This is a genomic window from Actinomycetota bacterium (genome assembly GCA_035697485.1).
Classification (GTDB): Bacteria; Actinomycetota; UBA4738; order UBA4738; family HRBIN12; genus JAOUEA01.
The window spans coordinates 207,665-221,126 of the sequence record DASSCU010000015.1; the positions used below are offsets into that span (position 1 = coordinate 207,665).

Consider the following 13,462-nt stretch of genomic DNA (forward strand, 5'->3'; position numbering starts at 1 on the left):
TCAGTCGACGCCGGGGTCGCGGGGCAGCAGCCTGCACGCCTCGGGCTCCCAGGTCAGCTCGACGGTGGCGCCGATATCGAAGGCCTCCCCGCCGGACACCTCGGCCTTCAGCGGCTCGGGCACATCCTCGACGGCCACGCGGTACGAGTGGCCCGTGCCGCGGAACGAGAGATCCTGCACCACCCCTCGCAGCGAGCCGTCACCGGATGGCGGCCGCACCCGCACCACCTCCGGTCGCAGCACGAGCCACGCCGGCCCCGAGACATCGACGCTCGGCGCCGGGAAGCGATGCGCCCCGACCGAGACGTCCGCGGTGTCTGCGCCTGCATGGGACACCTCGACGGGGATCACGTTCGCATCTCCGACGAACCGGGCCACGAACGGTGACGCCGGTCGGCGGTAGACGTCGTTGGGCGAGCCGATCTGCTCGATGCGGCCGTGGTTGAAGACCACGATGCGATCGGACAGGGCCAGAGCCTCTCGCTGGTCATGCGTGACGTAGATGAACGTGCCGCCGATCTCGCGGTGCAGCCGGCGAAGCTCGGACTCCATCTCGAGGCGGATCTTCAGGTCGAGCGCCGACAGCGGTTCGTCCAGCAGCAGTACCTGCGGGCGGTTCACGATCGCGCGCGCGAGCGCCACGCGTTGCATCTGCCCGCCCGAGAGCTCGTGGCTCCGCCGATGCTGGAACCCGTCCAGCTGCACCAGCGCCAGCGCTTCGCCCACCACCCGGTCGATCTCGGCCTTCGACAAACCGTCGATGCGCGGGCCGAACGCCACGTTGGCGGCGACGTCGAGGTGGGGGAACAGCGCGGGCCGCTGGAAGACCATGTTGACCGGACGGCGGTGCGGGGGCATCGCCGTGACGTCCTCGCCGCCGAGCAGCACGCGGCCCTCCGAGGGCCGCTCGAAACCGGCCACGATGCGAAGCAGGGTCGTCTTGCCGCACCCAGACGGCCCGAGCAGGGTCACGAACTCGCCGTCGGCGACATCGAGCGTGACCGCTTCCAGGGCGGTGACGTCGCTGAACCGCTTGACCACGTCGACCAGCCGAACCCGTGGCACCGGCCCCTGCGATCCGTTCATCGCGACCCACTCCCGAGCGCCTCGGGTTCGATCGACAGGCCACGATTCCTCGCGCCGCGCACCGTCAGCAGGAACGCGAACGCGAAGAGGGCGAGCGTGATCACGAGCAGCAGGCTCGAGATCGCGTTCACCGATGGATCCACCGTGCGCCGCAAGGTGGAGAAGATGAACAGCGGCAGGGTGGAGTCGGGTCCGATCACGAAGAACGTGATGATGAACTCGTCGAAGCTGAGGGCGAAAGCGAGACACGAGGCTGAGACGAGGACCGGCCAAACCTGTGGCAGGGTGACCCGCCGGAACACCAGCCACGCGTTCCCGCCGAGATCCGCACCCGCCTCCTCGAGCGCCGGATCCAGCCGTTGCAGCGCCGCCACCGCGATCAGCAGGTAGTAGGGCATCACGTAGACGAGATGGGCGATCGCCACCGTCGCGAGGGAGAGCGTCACTTCGACCCGCGCGAACAAGACCAGCAAGGAGAGCCCCAAGAACAGCCCCGGCAGGGTCAACGGAAGGAACAGCAACACCGCGATCGGGGTCCTCCATCTGGTCGAGGCCCTCGTCAGGCCGTACGCCGCGAGGGTACCGAGCACCAAGGTCACGAGGGCCACCACGAGCCCGACGAACGCGCTGTTCGTCACCGCGCTCCTGAACTCCGGCGACTCCACGATCTGGCGATACCACCGCATCGAGAACCCCGCGAAGGGGAACGTGAGGCTTCCGGTCGAGTTGAACGAGAAGAGCACGACGAGGCCGAGGGGCACGAACAGGAACAGCAGCGCCGCGACCGTGATCGCGGTGGGGATCGGGGAGCGCTGGCGATGTTCCATCAGCTCTCCAGCCTGATGTCGTGCAGCCGCAGCCGGCGCAGAGCGAACGATCCGATGGCGTAGACCGCGACGAAGGCGAGCAGCATGAGGAACGACGTCGCCGCGGCCAGCGGCCAATTGCCCACGGCGATGAAGTTCTGCTGGATCTGGACCCCGAGCGTGACGCCGTCCTTCCCGCCGAGGAACTGCGGCGTCACGTAGTCGGCGGACGACAGGATGAACACGAACACGAAGGCGCTGAACGCAGGCGCTGCCATGATCGGCAGGAGCACGCGTCGCCACAGCAGCGAGGCGTTGGCTCCGAGATCGCGCGCCGACTCGAGCAGGCCCTCGCTGACCGGACCCATGCCCGCGAAGAGCACCAGCACCACGTAGGGCAAGAAGATGTGCACCAGCGCCACGACGACGGCGAAGCGACTGTAGAGCAGGAACCCGAGCGGCTCGTCGATCAGCCCGGCTCGCTCCAGGGCGGAGTTGATCAGCCCGCGGCTGCCCAACACGGTGCGCCACGCGTAGATGCGCACGAGGTAGCTCGCGAACATCGAGGCGGTGATCAGGAACAGCACCGCGAGCCGGGACCGACGGGCGACGAAGCGAAGCCAGTAGGCGATCGGCAGCCCCACGGACACGGTGATGACCGCCGTGAGGATCCCCACGACGAGCGAGTTCCGCGCGAGCGTGCGGTTGAGGCTCGAGGTCAGCGCGTCGGCGTAGGCCTCGAGCGTGAACGGCAGTCCGACGGCGTACAGCTCGTTCGTGAGGAAGCTGTACACCAAGAAGACGAGCAACGGGGCGGCGAAGAACGCGAGGAGCCACGCCACCGCGGGCAGGGTGGCGATGAGGGGCTTGGCGCGCCGACGTTCCGCCCTCTCCGTCGTCCGAGCGGGTGCCTCCGCCAGGCTCGCCATCGAGGGGTGCCCGCGGCCGTCCGCTAGGCCCCGGCCTTGATCCCCTGGAAGGCCTCGTTCCACTCGGGGAACGTGACGTACTCGTCGGACTCGGTCGGCGCGTTGATCGCGAGGGGCGCCAGTTCGAGCAGTCCGTCGAGGTCCTCGTACGGATACAGGTCCGCCGTGGCCTTGTTGAGCATCGCCACCGAGGCCTCGACCGTGACGCCCCCCACCAGGTACTCGGCGGCCTCCGCGTTGACGGTCGGGTCGAGCGCCTGGTTGATCCATGCCAGCGCAGCGTCGGGGTTCAGCGCCGTCGGCGGGATCGCGTACGAGTCGCAGAAGCTGTGGCTCCCCTCGTCCGGGATGTTCGTCTCGATCGTGTCGACGCCCTGATCGGCAGCGAACGTGTTCATGGCCGCCCATCCGTGGAAGCACGCGATCGCGTCACCCGACACCAACTTCGACGTCATGTCGCCGAATGACGGTGAGACGCCTCGACCCTGCGCCACGAACTGCGACATCAGGTCCACGATGTCGCCGAGCTGATCCTTCGGCACCTCGTTGGACTTCAGGTCGAGGATCTTGCAGCACAGGTTGAAATTGCCCGCCGGGTCGTCGACGGTCGCCACCTTGCCGGTGAGGCTGGGGTCGAGCAGGTCGTACCAGGAGCTCATCTCGTCGACCTCGGCCGAGTTGTAGGTGAGCCCGATCGATCCCCACGTCCACGGCACGCCGATGCGCTCGCCCTCCGGATTGATCCAGAAGTTCTCGACGTCCGATGCCCAGAACGGGAAGAGCCCGGAGAGGTTGGGGAGCTTGCTCTCGTCGAGCGGGGTGAGGATGCCGAGCTCGGTGTAGAGGGGCATGTAGCCCTGGTAGTAGGTGATCAGGTCGTATCCGGCGGCGGCGCCGCCACCCTTGATCTTGGCCTGGATCTCGTCGTGGTTCGCGATGTACGTCGGATTGACCTTGATGCCCTGGTCCTTGCGCCAGGCTTCCATCGAGTCCACCGGGATGTCGTAGCCCTCCCAGGAGAGGAAGTTGAGATCACCCGTCGCATCGGGCGCCTCGGGCGATGCGCCACCCGTCGCCGACGGCGAGGCGGCGGTGTCGTCGTCGCCTCCGCACGCGGCCAAGATGGAGGGCGTGGCCCCGATCGTGATCACCGCGACTCCCGTCCTCCGTAAGAAGTCCCGCCGTGCGACGCCGAGGCGCCCAGCGCTCCGAGCCATGCCGTCCCCCTTCTGCCCCAACCGATCGGCGCCCTCGATGGGGCCGCCGACCGGGTCCTCACCGGGTTGATACCGGTATCGATACCGCTGGGGCGTGATGCTAAGCTGCCGCCCCCATGGATGCAAGGGAGGCCGCGCGAGGGTCGACCCCCGAGCGAGACGACGCGCGGCGAGCGGGCGTCGGGGTCGGATTCATCGGAGCGGGCAACGTGCTCCCGGCCTACCTGCAGGTCCTCGATCGGCTCGTGCCACGCGGTCTCGCATGGGAGGGCCCGATCTACGGCCGCGACGTCGACGGCTGGGAGGCGATCCGACGGCGGCGTCCCGAAGCACACCTCGTCGCAACCGCCGACGAGGTGTGGGCGTCCGACGTCGACGTCGTGGTCGTGATCACACCTGCCCCCACCCACGCCGAGTACGCGCTCGAGGCGCTGCGTCACGGCAAGCATGTCGTCTGCGAGAAGCCGGTGGGGATGCATCGCGAGGAAGCGGAGTCGGTGTTCGATCTCGCCGCCCGATCCGGATTGCACGTGCTCGCGGCCCCGTTCGTGCACCTGTCCCCGACCTTCCGCGAACTCTGGACGAGGGTGCGCGGCGGCGAGATCGGCTCGGTGCACAGCGCACGGGCCATGTACGGCAACATGGGCGTGTCGTGGGCGGCATGGTTCCACGACGCCGGCGTCGGCCCGATCGCCGAGCTCGGCGTCTACAACCTGAAGAGCCTGGCGACGTTGCTCGGGCCGGTTCGCCAGGTGTTCGCCGCGGACGCGCTCGCGATCCCGATGCGGGAGGCGGGCGGACAGCGTATCGACCGTCCCGACGCCGACGTGGTGCACGCCGTGCTGCGCCACGAACGAGGGGCGTTGTCCTCGGTGATGGCGAGCCAGGCCGTGCAGCGCTACCGCAGGCCGGGGCTCGAGCTCTACGGCACCGAGGGAACGGCGAACCTGCTGGGCGACGACTGGGATCCGCGCGGTCTGGAGTTCTGGAGTCCGGCCGAGGGCGCGTGGCGGTGCTTCGACGCGATCGACCAGACATGGCTCTGGGCCGACGGGCTGCGGGAGATGGTCGAGGCGATCGCGACCGACCGCCTTCCCCTCGCCGAACCGCAGCTCGACCTGCATCTGGTCGATGTGATCGACGCCGCCCGCGAGTCGGCCCGAACCGGTGCGCCGGTCGCGGTCGCATCGACGTTCCCCGAGATCGACCTCACCGTCGACCTCGACCGAGCGCGTGCCACCGTGCACGACCACACCCGCCCGCCGGAGGACCAGTGACGGATACCTTCCGCGCGATCCGCGGCCTGAGACGACACTGACCGAAAGGAACGGAGTTGCTGGTCTATCTCGAGTTCATCAGTCGACGCCCGGGCGTCGGCCTGCACGAGTTCCATGCCGTGGTCGGCGGCGGCCAGAGCGGCTGGGCGGGCGACTACGGCGACGACGTCACCGTGCTCAACGTCGGTCGGTCCTGGCGCATCGGCCCCGAGCCCGAGTATCTCTGCGCGTGGTACACGCCGACCGCGAGCGTGGATCGCCTCGACGAATGGGAGCGGGTCTTCCGATCCGGCGATGCCGACGCCTACGAGGAACCGTTCCGACTCGCGGCGCGGATCGATGCGGCGGGCTGCTACGAGCCGCTGCTCGAGCCGGTCGTCGGCAGCAAGGGCAAGTACTACGCGGAGTGGTTCGATCTCGCCGACGGCGCCGGGCACGACGAGGTTCGCGGGTGGTACGAGGAACGACGTGCGGCGCACGCCGACCTCGACCTCAACCTGCTGATCGACCGCATCGGGCTGCTGGGCCCGGACCCGCGTGGGTTGGCGGTGTGGGGCATCGGGTCGTGGGGCGCGGCAGAGGCCGTCGCCCGTGAGACCGTCGTGTCGGAATCACCGATCAGACCGGTGACCGCCTCCTTCTATGCGGACTTCGGCGAGGAGCAGCTCTAGTGGAGCGGCCGTGACGATCTCGCTCGGGGTCGACACGCTCTGCTGGCACATGCCGCTGGAGGCCGGCCTGATCTCGGTCGAGGACGTGTTGCGCGACGCCGCCTCGCTCGGAGCGGCGGCCGTCGCCCTCAACCTGCATCACACGCGGGAGCGATCGGTGGATGCACACGCGGCCTTGTCGGCCAGGGCCGGCGACCTCGGGTTGCGGGTGCTGGCCCAAGGCGACTTCCTCGGGTCGCCCCGGCTCGGAGACGAACCGTCCGTCGGCGTCGACCGCATCCGGGGGTGGCTCGAGCGCGCGACCGCCCTCGGGAGCCCCACGCTGCGACTGGCCTCGGGCTTCTATCGAGCGGAGCTCGCCGCACGACCGGACCTGATCGAGGCGGAGCGGCGCTACGTGACCGGGGTGTTGCTCGGGGCGCGCGACGACGCCGAGGCGGCGGGCATCCGGCTCGTCGTGGAGAATCACTCCGACTTCCTCGTCTCCGAGTACGAGGAGATCGTGCACGAGGTGGGGACGGATCACGTCGGGGTCTTCCTCGACCTGATCAACCCGATCATGACGTTCGACGATCCCTTCCGGGCGATCGAGGTGTTGGCGCCGCTCGCGCGCAACGGTCACGTGCGGGACTTCGAGCTCATCTCCGCGCACCAGCCCGACCGCTATCACCGGCGCGGCTTCGACGTGCGCTACCGGTACCCGGGCGAGGGGGTAGCCCCCCTGGCGGCGCTCGTCGAGGCGTTGTCCGTGGCGGTGGGTGATCGTCCGTACGATCTGTTGATCGAGGGCCTCGACAGCACCGCCGACACGCTGGACCAGCACGATCGGCTCGCGAGGTGCATGCCGCTCGTGCGCGACCTGCTGGACCGGGCGGCCGTCGCATGAGGGCCGTGGTGTTCACCGGCGGAGGGGGGAACGAGGTGGTCACGGTGGCGGAGCGCCCCGACCCGACCGTCGGACCCGACGACGTGCTCGTGGCCGTCGAGGTCGCCGGCATGAACCCCGCCGACCTCCAGCAGCGGGAGGGTCGATACCCTGCCCCGCCCGGGGTCGTGCCGGACGTGCCGGGACTCGAGGTCGCGGGCTCGGTCGTGACGATCGGCGAACGCGTCACGGCATGGAAGTCCGGCGACCGGGTCTTCGGCTTGGTCGGTGGCGGCGGGCTCGCCTCGCGCGTCGCCGTGCACGAACGCTGCGTGACGCGGATCCCCGGCGGCCTCGACCCCGAAGCCGCCGCTGCCGTGCCGGAAGCCTTCATCACGGCGCACGACGCCCTCCGGCAGGGCGGGCTGCGCCCGGGCGAGACCGTGCTCGTGCACGGTGCGACCGGTGCCGTCGGCTCGGCGGCCGTCGCGATCGCTCGCGCGAGCGGCGCGCGTGTGCTGGCACCGGCCCGGACACCCGAGGCGGCCGAGGCCGTGGCGACGCTCGGCGCGGAGCCGGTCGATGCCGACCGCGAGGCGATCGCAACGGCGGCCGGTGCGCGCGGGGTCGATCTGGCGGTGGAGCTCGTCGGCGGCGCCCACGTCGCCATCGCGCTGGATGTGCTCGCGGTCGGGGGACGCGTCGTGGTGGTCAGCGTCGCCGGCGGCTCGACCGTCGAGCTCGACCTGTCGCGGCTGATGGTGCGGCGGGCGACGCTGCGGGGCACGGTGCTCCGAGCCCGGCCGCTCGACGAGAAGGCGGCCGCCGTGCAGGCGTTCGCCCGGGAGGTGGTGCCGATGCTCGCGGACGGACGCGTCGCTCCGTCGATCGACAGCGTGTACGGCGTGGATGAGGTGCATGGCGCGTTCGACCGGCTCGCGGCACGCGGCAAGCGCGGGAAGGTCATGGTGCGCTTCACATGAGCGGTCGGCTGGAAGGACGCGTCGCACTGGTCACGGGAGCGGGGGTCGGCATCGGACGCGCGACGGCCGTGCGCCTGGCCAGGGACGGCGCGACGGTCATCGCGACCTCGCGCACGCTCCAGCACGCCGAAGCCACGTGCGCGGAGATCGCCGCGGCAGGCCCGGCGCGCGCCGAGGCCATCGCGCTCGACGTGGCCGACTCCCGCCGGATCGAGGAGGTGGTGCGCGACGTCGCGGACCGCCACGGCCGCATCGACGTGCTCGTGGCGAACGCAGGCGTCGAACTCCCGCATGCGCCGACCGTCGAGGCGACCACCGACGACGAGTGGGATCGGGTGTTCGCCGTCAACGCCCGCGGGGTGTTCGCCGTGTGCCGGGCGGTCCTGCCGGTGATGCCCGACGGTGGCGCGATCGTCACGGTCGGCTCGATGAACTCGTTCATCGCCTGGCCGAACGACGCCGCCTACACGGCGACGAAGGGAGCCGTGCTGCAGTTCACCCGCGCCCTGGCGTTGGAGACCGCGGAGCGGAACATCCGCGCGAACTGCGTGTGCCCGGGCGTGATCGACACCCCGCTCACGCGATCGTTCCTGCAGGGAGACGACGCGGTCGCACTCGAGCGCGAGTACGCGGAGGTCGCCCCCCTCGGGCGCATGGGCACACCGAACGAGGTCGCGAACTGCATCGCCTTCCTCGCCAGCGACGAGGCGTCGTTCGTGACCGGCTCCGCGATGCTCGTCGACGGCGGCACGACCGCCCGCTGACGAGCGAGCGACGCCCGCCGGCTCGGGGGTGTCTCGCTCAGACGACGCCGACCGCGTCGAGGGCCAGCAGTCCCGCACCCACGACGCCCTCACGCCCGCCCAGCTCCGCCGGTACGATCGGCACGTGCACGACGTGCTCCGCCCAGATGTGGTCGCGCGCCGAGGCGATCACCGTGGGCCAGTAGGCGCCACCCGCCGTGCCGAGACCCCCACCGATCACGACGATCTCGGGATCGACGAGGTTCACGAACAGCGCCACGTAGCCGCCGAGCATCTCGGCACCACGGTGCACGATGGTTCCCGCAGTGACGTCGCCCGACCCCGCGAGCGCCAGCAGCTCCTCGCCGGACGTGATCTCGCTTCCGCTCGCCTCGATGTACCTCGCCACCAACGCCGGGCCCGACGCGACGTGCTCGAGCGAGGCCGACCGGAACGATCGACCGCAGTGCGGGCAGTCGGCCGGCAGCTCGGCGCTTCCCAGCAGTTGGGCGGCGCCGTGCGCACCCGCGTAGGGCGTCCCGCCGAGGACGAGGGAGGCGCTGATACCCGTGCCGACGCTCACGTAGCCGACCGAGGACCGTCCACGGCCCGCACCGACGCGGGCCTCGGCGAGCGCGGCCGCCCGCACGTCCGCCTCGATCGAGACCGGCGCGATCGGCCCGAGCGTGTCGACGATCTGCCGCCGGGTCCAGGCGACGGACACCTGGCTCCGAAGCTCGTCGTCGCGATCGAGCACCTCGGGGAGCGCGACGCCGACCGCCACCGGCGCCGCACCGGCGGTCAGCTCGCGGCAACGCTGCTCGATCGATGCCAGCAATCCGTCGGAGTCACCCGCGTCCCGGTTCTCGATCCGGTCGGACCGGCGGATCGTGCCATCGGCCTCGACGAGCGCGAGCGCCGTCTTGGTCCCTCCGACGTCGATCCCGATGGCGGCCGGCCTCACAGGTCCGAGGACTCCCCCGGCGCCGCCTCGCCGAGATAGGTCGGGGCGACCCCGAAGGTGAACCTCGCGACCCGCTCGGTCTGGTTGGAGAGCACGTACGGAGCGCCGGCCGGCACGTAGAAGCCGTCGCCGACGCCCATGTGGAACCAACCGTTCCCGGGCCCGGGAACGTCCAGCTCGGGCACCCACAGGCTGACCCGTCCCTCGAGCACGTACCCGGCGAGGTCGCCCGCGTGTCGGCGCGGATCGCTGCGCTGCCCCGCGCGCAGCTCGACCCACCCCGACGTCAGCCGTTCGGTGCTCCGCCAGATGCCCACCAGGATCGGATGTTCCTCACCCTCCATGCGCCACATGACGTCGGAGGTCCGCAGCACCCGCATCGTGTGGCTCGCCGCGGCCTCGGCCCGTGCGTCGGGCCACCGCTCGAGCCACTCGTCGATCACGTAGGTCACACGATCGAGGTAGGGCCGGGTCTTCGCGTAGGGCTGCGACGAGCCGGTCGACGGCGGGGGGGCGAAGTACTGGAGCACGTCGAGCATCTCGTCACCCTGGCTGAACCCGTGATGCCATGTGTCCCGGCCGAACGCGACGGCCTCGCCGGCCTCGACGACGTGAACCTCACCCGTCTCGGGGTTGGCGAGCACGAGCCTGCCGCCGAGCACGTGGTAGATCTCGTCGGCCCCCATGTCGGTCCGGTGCGTGGCGGAGTGGGTGAACCGAGCCCCCGGAGGCATCGTGAACCGCATCTGCTGGATCCGCTCGCTCGAGACGAAGATCTCGTCGTTCACGTGACCCGACTCGTCGTCGCCCCAGAGCTTCAGCACGGCATCCGCCGCCGGGATCGCTCCGGGCTCGCGCATCACGAGCCGTGAGGGGTGCGAGACGCTCATGCGAACCTCGGCGGGAACTCGAAGCTCGTCCGGAGCTCCTGGGTCCGGCCGGTCTCGGCGGCCGCGTACGCGCCCTCGATGATCTCGATCACGTGACGGGCGTGCTCGGCCGTCATCGGCGTGTGACGGCCCGTGCGGACGAGCTCGGCCACCTGCATGATGTCCTCGAAGACCGCCGACTCGGGGATCTCCCGGTGCGGTCCGACGACGTTCGGCAACACCCGCATCTGCGTCTCCCAGTCCCAGGTCGGCGCTCCGAGCGTGTCCTCTCGGCCGGGGAAATCGAACGGCTCGCCGTTCAGGAAGAGTCCCTTGATCTCGCCCTCGGTGCCGAAGTACAAGCCGGCACCGAAGTCCTCGATCAGCGTGCCGGCGACCGTGCCGTGCACGACGGCATGCGCCCCGCCGTCGTAGCCGAGCAACAGCATCGTGTTGTCGTCGGCCTGCGCCTCGATCGAGCTGCCGAGGAACTCCCGTCGGTCCACCACCGTGCCCGAGAGCGCCGTCACCCGGGTGGCCGGCCCGAGCACGCTCGTCAGCTGGTGCAGGGCGTACACCGCCGCGTCGTACATCGGCCCTCCCCCGGGCATCCGGAAGTACCAGCTCGGGTCGATCGGGGTACCGCCCGGTGCCGTCTCGCGGGCCTCGGCCTCCTCCTCCTCGTGGAAGCGGCCGAGCGAGGTGCCGCAGATCGCCCACGCCAGGTCGCCGATCGCCCCTTCCACGATCAGCTCACGGATCCTGGTGACCTGCGGGCGCAGCACCTCGCCGGGCGACGCCGAGATGCGCAACCCGGCCGCCGCGGCGGTCTCGATGAGGTCGTCGGCCTCGGCCACCGTGGTCGTCATCGTCTTGTTCGCGTGCACGTGCTTCGCGGCCTCGAGCGCCCGCTTGCACTGCTCGTAGTGCAGCCCGATCGGCGTCGCGATCGTCACCATGTCGACGTCGGGGTCGGCCAGCAGGTCCTCGTAGCGCTCGTACCACGTCGGGATGCGGTAGCGCTCGGCCGAGGCCTCCGCCCGCCCGGGAGCGAGGTCGCAGACGGCGTGCAGCCGCACCCGGTCCGTGATGTCGTCCTGGCTGAGATGGGGCAGGATCCCCCGCTGGGAGATCATGCCCGCCCCCACGACGCCGATGCCAACGGTGTCCGCCATCGATCAGCCTCCAGGTGAGTGTGTGGTCGCCGGTGCCGGGACGGTGGTCTCGAGAGACGCGACGACTCCCTCACGTGACGATCGATCCGCCTGCTCGAGGATCTCCAGCACGTGGATCGCGTGAGCCGCCGACAGCACCGGCGCCGCGCCCGACGCGATGCAGTCGATCAGGTGCTCCACCCCGAGCAGATGGTCGGGCCCCTCGGCGCGGCCCGTCCGCGGGACCTCGATCGCCGCCCACGTACCGTCCGGAGCGAGCATCTCCACCGGGGACGAGACGTCCAGCCAGCTGAAGGCGATCGTGCCGTCCGTGCCCATCAGCTCCACCTCGGCCGACCGCGTGCCGTGCGACGTGTAGTTCGCCTCGATCGTCGCGATCCTCGCCGCACCCAGATCGAGCAGCGCCGTCCACGCATCGTCGACCTCGATGTCGACGTGCGCCCCCGCCGACGGCCCGTCCGGCACGGTGAATCCCCGGCCGACGCGGGCACTCATCGCCGCCACCCGTCGAGCGGACCCGACCAGGCCCGTGATCGCGTGCAGGGGATACACCCCCAGATCCACCAACGGTCCTCCACCGGGCGAGAAGTACGGGGTGGGGTCCGAGCCGAACCCCGGCCACGGAGGCACGGCGCCCATGGCGACCCCTCGAACGGTGTGGACGGACCCGATCCGTCCCTCCGCGAGGAGCCGCTGCACCGAGCGGACCTGCGGGAACAGCATCACGGACGGCGCCGCCACCAGCACGAGCCCCCGCTCGGCGGCCGTCCGTTCGAGCCGTCGGCCCTCGGTCACCGACCCCGCGAGCGGCTTCTCGCTGTAGACGTGCACACCGGCCTCCAGCGCCATGAGCGTCGTCTCGAAGTGGGACTGGATCGGCGTGAGGTTGACCAGCGCGTCGATCCGGGCTTCCTCGAGCATCGTCGCCTCGTCGGTGAACCACCGTGCGCCGTGCCGCTCGGCGACCGCGCGAGCACGCGCCTCGGTGCGCCCGCAGACCGCCACGATCTCGGCACGGTCGGCGATGCGACCGAACTCCGGCAGGTAGTCGCGGTGTGCGACGTCGCCGGGCCCGAGGACCGCGAGACGGAGCCGATCTCCCATGCTTCCTCCTGCTCAGGTAGGCCGAACGTTCAGCCGGGCGCGGAACCGGTAGCGGTCGCCTCGGTAGGCGATCCGGCTCGCTTCGAGCGGTCGCCCGTGTTGGTCGAAGGTCGTCTGGGTGGTCACGAGCACGGGCCAGGAACGCGGGAGGTCGAGCACGCGAGCGAGCTCGTCACCGGCCTCGACGGCTTCCACCGTGGTCTCGGCGAAGGTCGGCACCAGTCCCCCGTGTTCGCAGAGCACCTCGTAGAGCGAGGCCGTCGAGAAATCGGCATCCGCGACGGCCGGGCACCGCCCGAGCGGCACGAGGCTGCGGTCGAGAGCGACGGGCAGGCCGTCGAGCAACCGCACGCGTTCCAGGTGCACCAGCTCGGCGCCCGGGGCCACGCCCAGACCCTCGGCCTCGTCCATCGTGGCTGCACGCACCGCGTGCTCTCGCACGATCGCCGTCGGCTCGAGACCACGTTCACGCGCCATGGTCGTGAAGCTCAGCAACACGTTCGGCGGCTCGCCGAGCGGTGCCGCCGTGACGACCCAGCCCCGCCCGGGATCGGGCTCGAGCAACCCCTCCTCCACGAGCGCGGCCAGCGCTCGTCGCACCGTGACCCGGCTGACCCCGAACATCTCGCAGAGCCGACGCTCCGAGGGGAGCCACTGCCCGGGACCCCACGTGCCCCCGGCGATCCGCTCGGCGATCGCCTCGCAGAGCTGTCGGTACAAGGGTCCGCCGGCGGAGACCGCGTCGAGAGGGTTTCTGGCGATCGCCGGCATCG

At 70.6% G+C, this 13,462-nt stretch carries 14 protein-coding genes; 5 read left to right on the top strand and 9 right to left on the bottom strand.

Features of this window, described 5'->3' with window-relative positions; translation table 11 throughout:
- From VFI59_04145 to VFI59_04160, 4 genes are all read right to left on the bottom strand, one after another.
- Positions 1-1,086 carry an ABC transporter ATP-binding protein gene (locus VFI59_04145; protein ID HET6712883.1) on the bottom strand — a complete coding sequence of 362 codons (1,086 nt, stop codon included), beginning with the start codon at positions 1,084-1,086 and terminating at the stop codon, positions 1-3.
- Positions 1,083-1,913, bottom strand: coding sequence for an ABC transporter permease (locus VFI59_04150; GenBank protein HET6712884.1), 831 nt, complete (start codon positions 1,911-1,913; stop codon positions 1,083-1,085). The genes VFI59_04145 and VFI59_04150 overlap by 4 nt, the downstream gene beginning before the upstream one ends.
- Positions 1,913-2,734: an ABC transporter permease gene (locus tag VFI59_04155; protein ID HET6712885.1), complete on the bottom strand. Its 822-nt coding sequence runs from the start codon at positions 2,732-2,734 to the stop codon at positions 1,913-1,915. The genes VFI59_04150 and VFI59_04155 overlap by 1 nt, the downstream gene beginning before the upstream one ends.
- Before the next feature lie 110 nt (positions 2,735-2,844).
- Entirely contained in the window at positions 2,845-4,038 is a 1,194-nt protein-coding gene (locus VFI59_04160; GenBank protein HET6712886.1) for an extracellular solute-binding protein, read from the bottom strand.
- Positions 4,039-4,154: 116 nt separating this feature from the next.
- Between VFI59_04160 and VFI59_04165 the strand changes: the two genes are divergently transcribed.
- The 5 genes from VFI59_04165 to VFI59_04185 are packed head-to-tail and all read left to right on the top strand — an operon-like array spanning position 4,155 to position 8,598.
- Complete coding sequence (locus VFI59_04165) at positions 4,155-5,315, top strand: Gfo/Idh/MocA family oxidoreductase (GenBank protein HET6712887.1); 1,161 nt, start codon at positions 4,155-4,157, stop codon at positions 5,313-5,315.
- Positions 5,316-5,371: 56 nt separating this feature from the next.
- Entirely contained in the window at positions 5,372-5,986 is a 615-nt protein-coding gene (locus VFI59_04170; protein HET6712888.1) for a hypothetical protein, read from the top strand.
- Positions 5,987-5,996: 10 nt separating this feature from the next.
- Positions 5,997-6,872, top strand: coding sequence for a TIM barrel protein (locus VFI59_04175; GenBank protein HET6712889.1), 876 nt, complete (start codon positions 5,997-5,999; stop codon positions 6,870-6,872).
- Positions 6,869-7,834 carry a zinc-binding dehydrogenase gene (locus VFI59_04180; protein ID HET6712890.1) on the top strand — a complete coding sequence of 322 codons (966 nt, stop codon included), beginning with the start codon at positions 6,869-6,871 and terminating at the stop codon, positions 7,832-7,834. The genes VFI59_04175 and VFI59_04180 overlap by 4 nt, the downstream gene beginning before the upstream one ends.
- On the top strand, positions 7,831-8,598 hold the full coding sequence (locus VFI59_04185; protein HET6712891.1) for an SDR family NAD(P)-dependent oxidoreductase: 768 nt from the start codon (positions 7,831-7,833) through the stop codon (positions 8,596-8,598). Before VFI59_04180 ends, VFI59_04185 begins: the two co-directional genes overlap by 4 nt.
- A 37-nt stretch (positions 8,599-8,635) precedes the next feature.
- On the opposite strand, the gene VFI59_04190 is transcribed toward VFI59_04185, so the two are convergent.
- The 5 genes from VFI59_04190 to VFI59_04210 are packed head-to-tail and all read right to left on the bottom strand — an operon-like array spanning position 8,636 to position 13,460.
- Positions 8,636-9,541, bottom strand: a complete 906-nt coding sequence (locus VFI59_04190; protein HET6712892.1) for an ROK family protein — start codon at positions 9,539-9,541, stop codon at positions 8,636-8,638.
- Positions 9,538-10,431: a cupin domain-containing protein gene (locus VFI59_04195; protein HET6712893.1), complete on the bottom strand. Its 894-nt coding sequence runs from the start codon at positions 10,429-10,431 to the stop codon at positions 9,538-9,540. The genes VFI59_04190 and VFI59_04195 overlap by 4 nt, the downstream gene beginning before the upstream one ends.
- On the bottom strand, positions 10,428-11,585 hold the full coding sequence (locus VFI59_04200; GenBank protein HET6712894.1) for a Gfo/Idh/MocA family oxidoreductase: 1,158 nt from the start codon (positions 11,583-11,585) through the stop codon (positions 10,428-10,430). The genes VFI59_04195 and VFI59_04200 overlap by 4 nt, the downstream gene beginning before the upstream one ends.
- 3 nt (positions 11,586-11,588) lie before the next feature.
- A complete protein-coding gene (locus VFI59_04205) occupies positions 11,589-12,689 on the bottom strand; it encodes a Gfo/Idh/MocA family oxidoreductase (protein ID HET6712895.1) in 1,101 nt (366 codons plus the stop codon).
- 12 nt (positions 12,690-12,701) lie between these two features.
- Positions 12,702-13,460: a GntR family transcriptional regulator gene (locus VFI59_04210; protein HET6712896.1), complete on the bottom strand. Its 759-nt coding sequence runs from the start codon at positions 13,458-13,460 to the stop codon at positions 12,702-12,704.
- Between the last annotated feature and the right edge of the window lie 2 nt (positions 13,461-13,462).

Bases quoted from the DNA above. Each gene is read 5' to 3' on its own strand.
- VFI59_04145 (HET6712883.1), bottom strand. From the start codon at position 1,086: ATGAACGGATCGCAGGGGCCGGTGCCACGGGTTCGGCTGGTCGACGTG.
- VFI59_04150 (HET6712884.1), bottom strand. From the start codon at position 1,913: ATGGAACATCGCCAGCGCTCCCCGATCCCCACCGCGATCACGGTCGCG.
- VFI59_04160 (HET6712886.1), bottom strand. From the start codon at position 4,038: ATGGCTCGGAGCGCTGGGCGCCTCGGCGTCGCACGGCGGGACTTCTTA.
- VFI59_04165 (HET6712887.1), top strand. From the start codon at position 4,155: ATGGATGCAAGGGAGGCCGCGCGAGGGTCGACCCCCGAGCGAGACGAC.
- VFI59_04180 (HET6712890.1), top strand. From the start codon at position 6,869: ATGAGGGCCGTGGTGTTCACCGGCGGAGGGGGGAACGAGGTGGTCACG.
- VFI59_04185 (HET6712891.1), top strand. From the start codon at position 7,831: ATGAGCGGTCGGCTGGAAGGACGCGTCGCACTGGTCACGGGAGCGGGG.
- VFI59_04195 (HET6712893.1), bottom strand. From the start codon at position 10,431: ATGAGCGTCTCGCACCCCTCACGGCTCGTGATGCGCGAGCCCGGAGCG.
- VFI59_04200 (HET6712894.1), bottom strand. From the start codon at position 11,585: ATGGCGGACACCGTTGGCATCGGCGTCGTGGGGGCGGGCATGATCTCC.
- VFI59_04205 (HET6712895.1), bottom strand. From the start codon at position 12,689: ATGGGAGATCGGCTCCGTCTCGCGGTCCTCGGGCCCGGCGACGTCGCA.
- VFI59_04210 (HET6712896.1), bottom strand. From the start codon at position 13,460: ATGCCGGCGATCGCCAGAAACCCTCTCGACGCGGTCTCCGCCGGCGGA.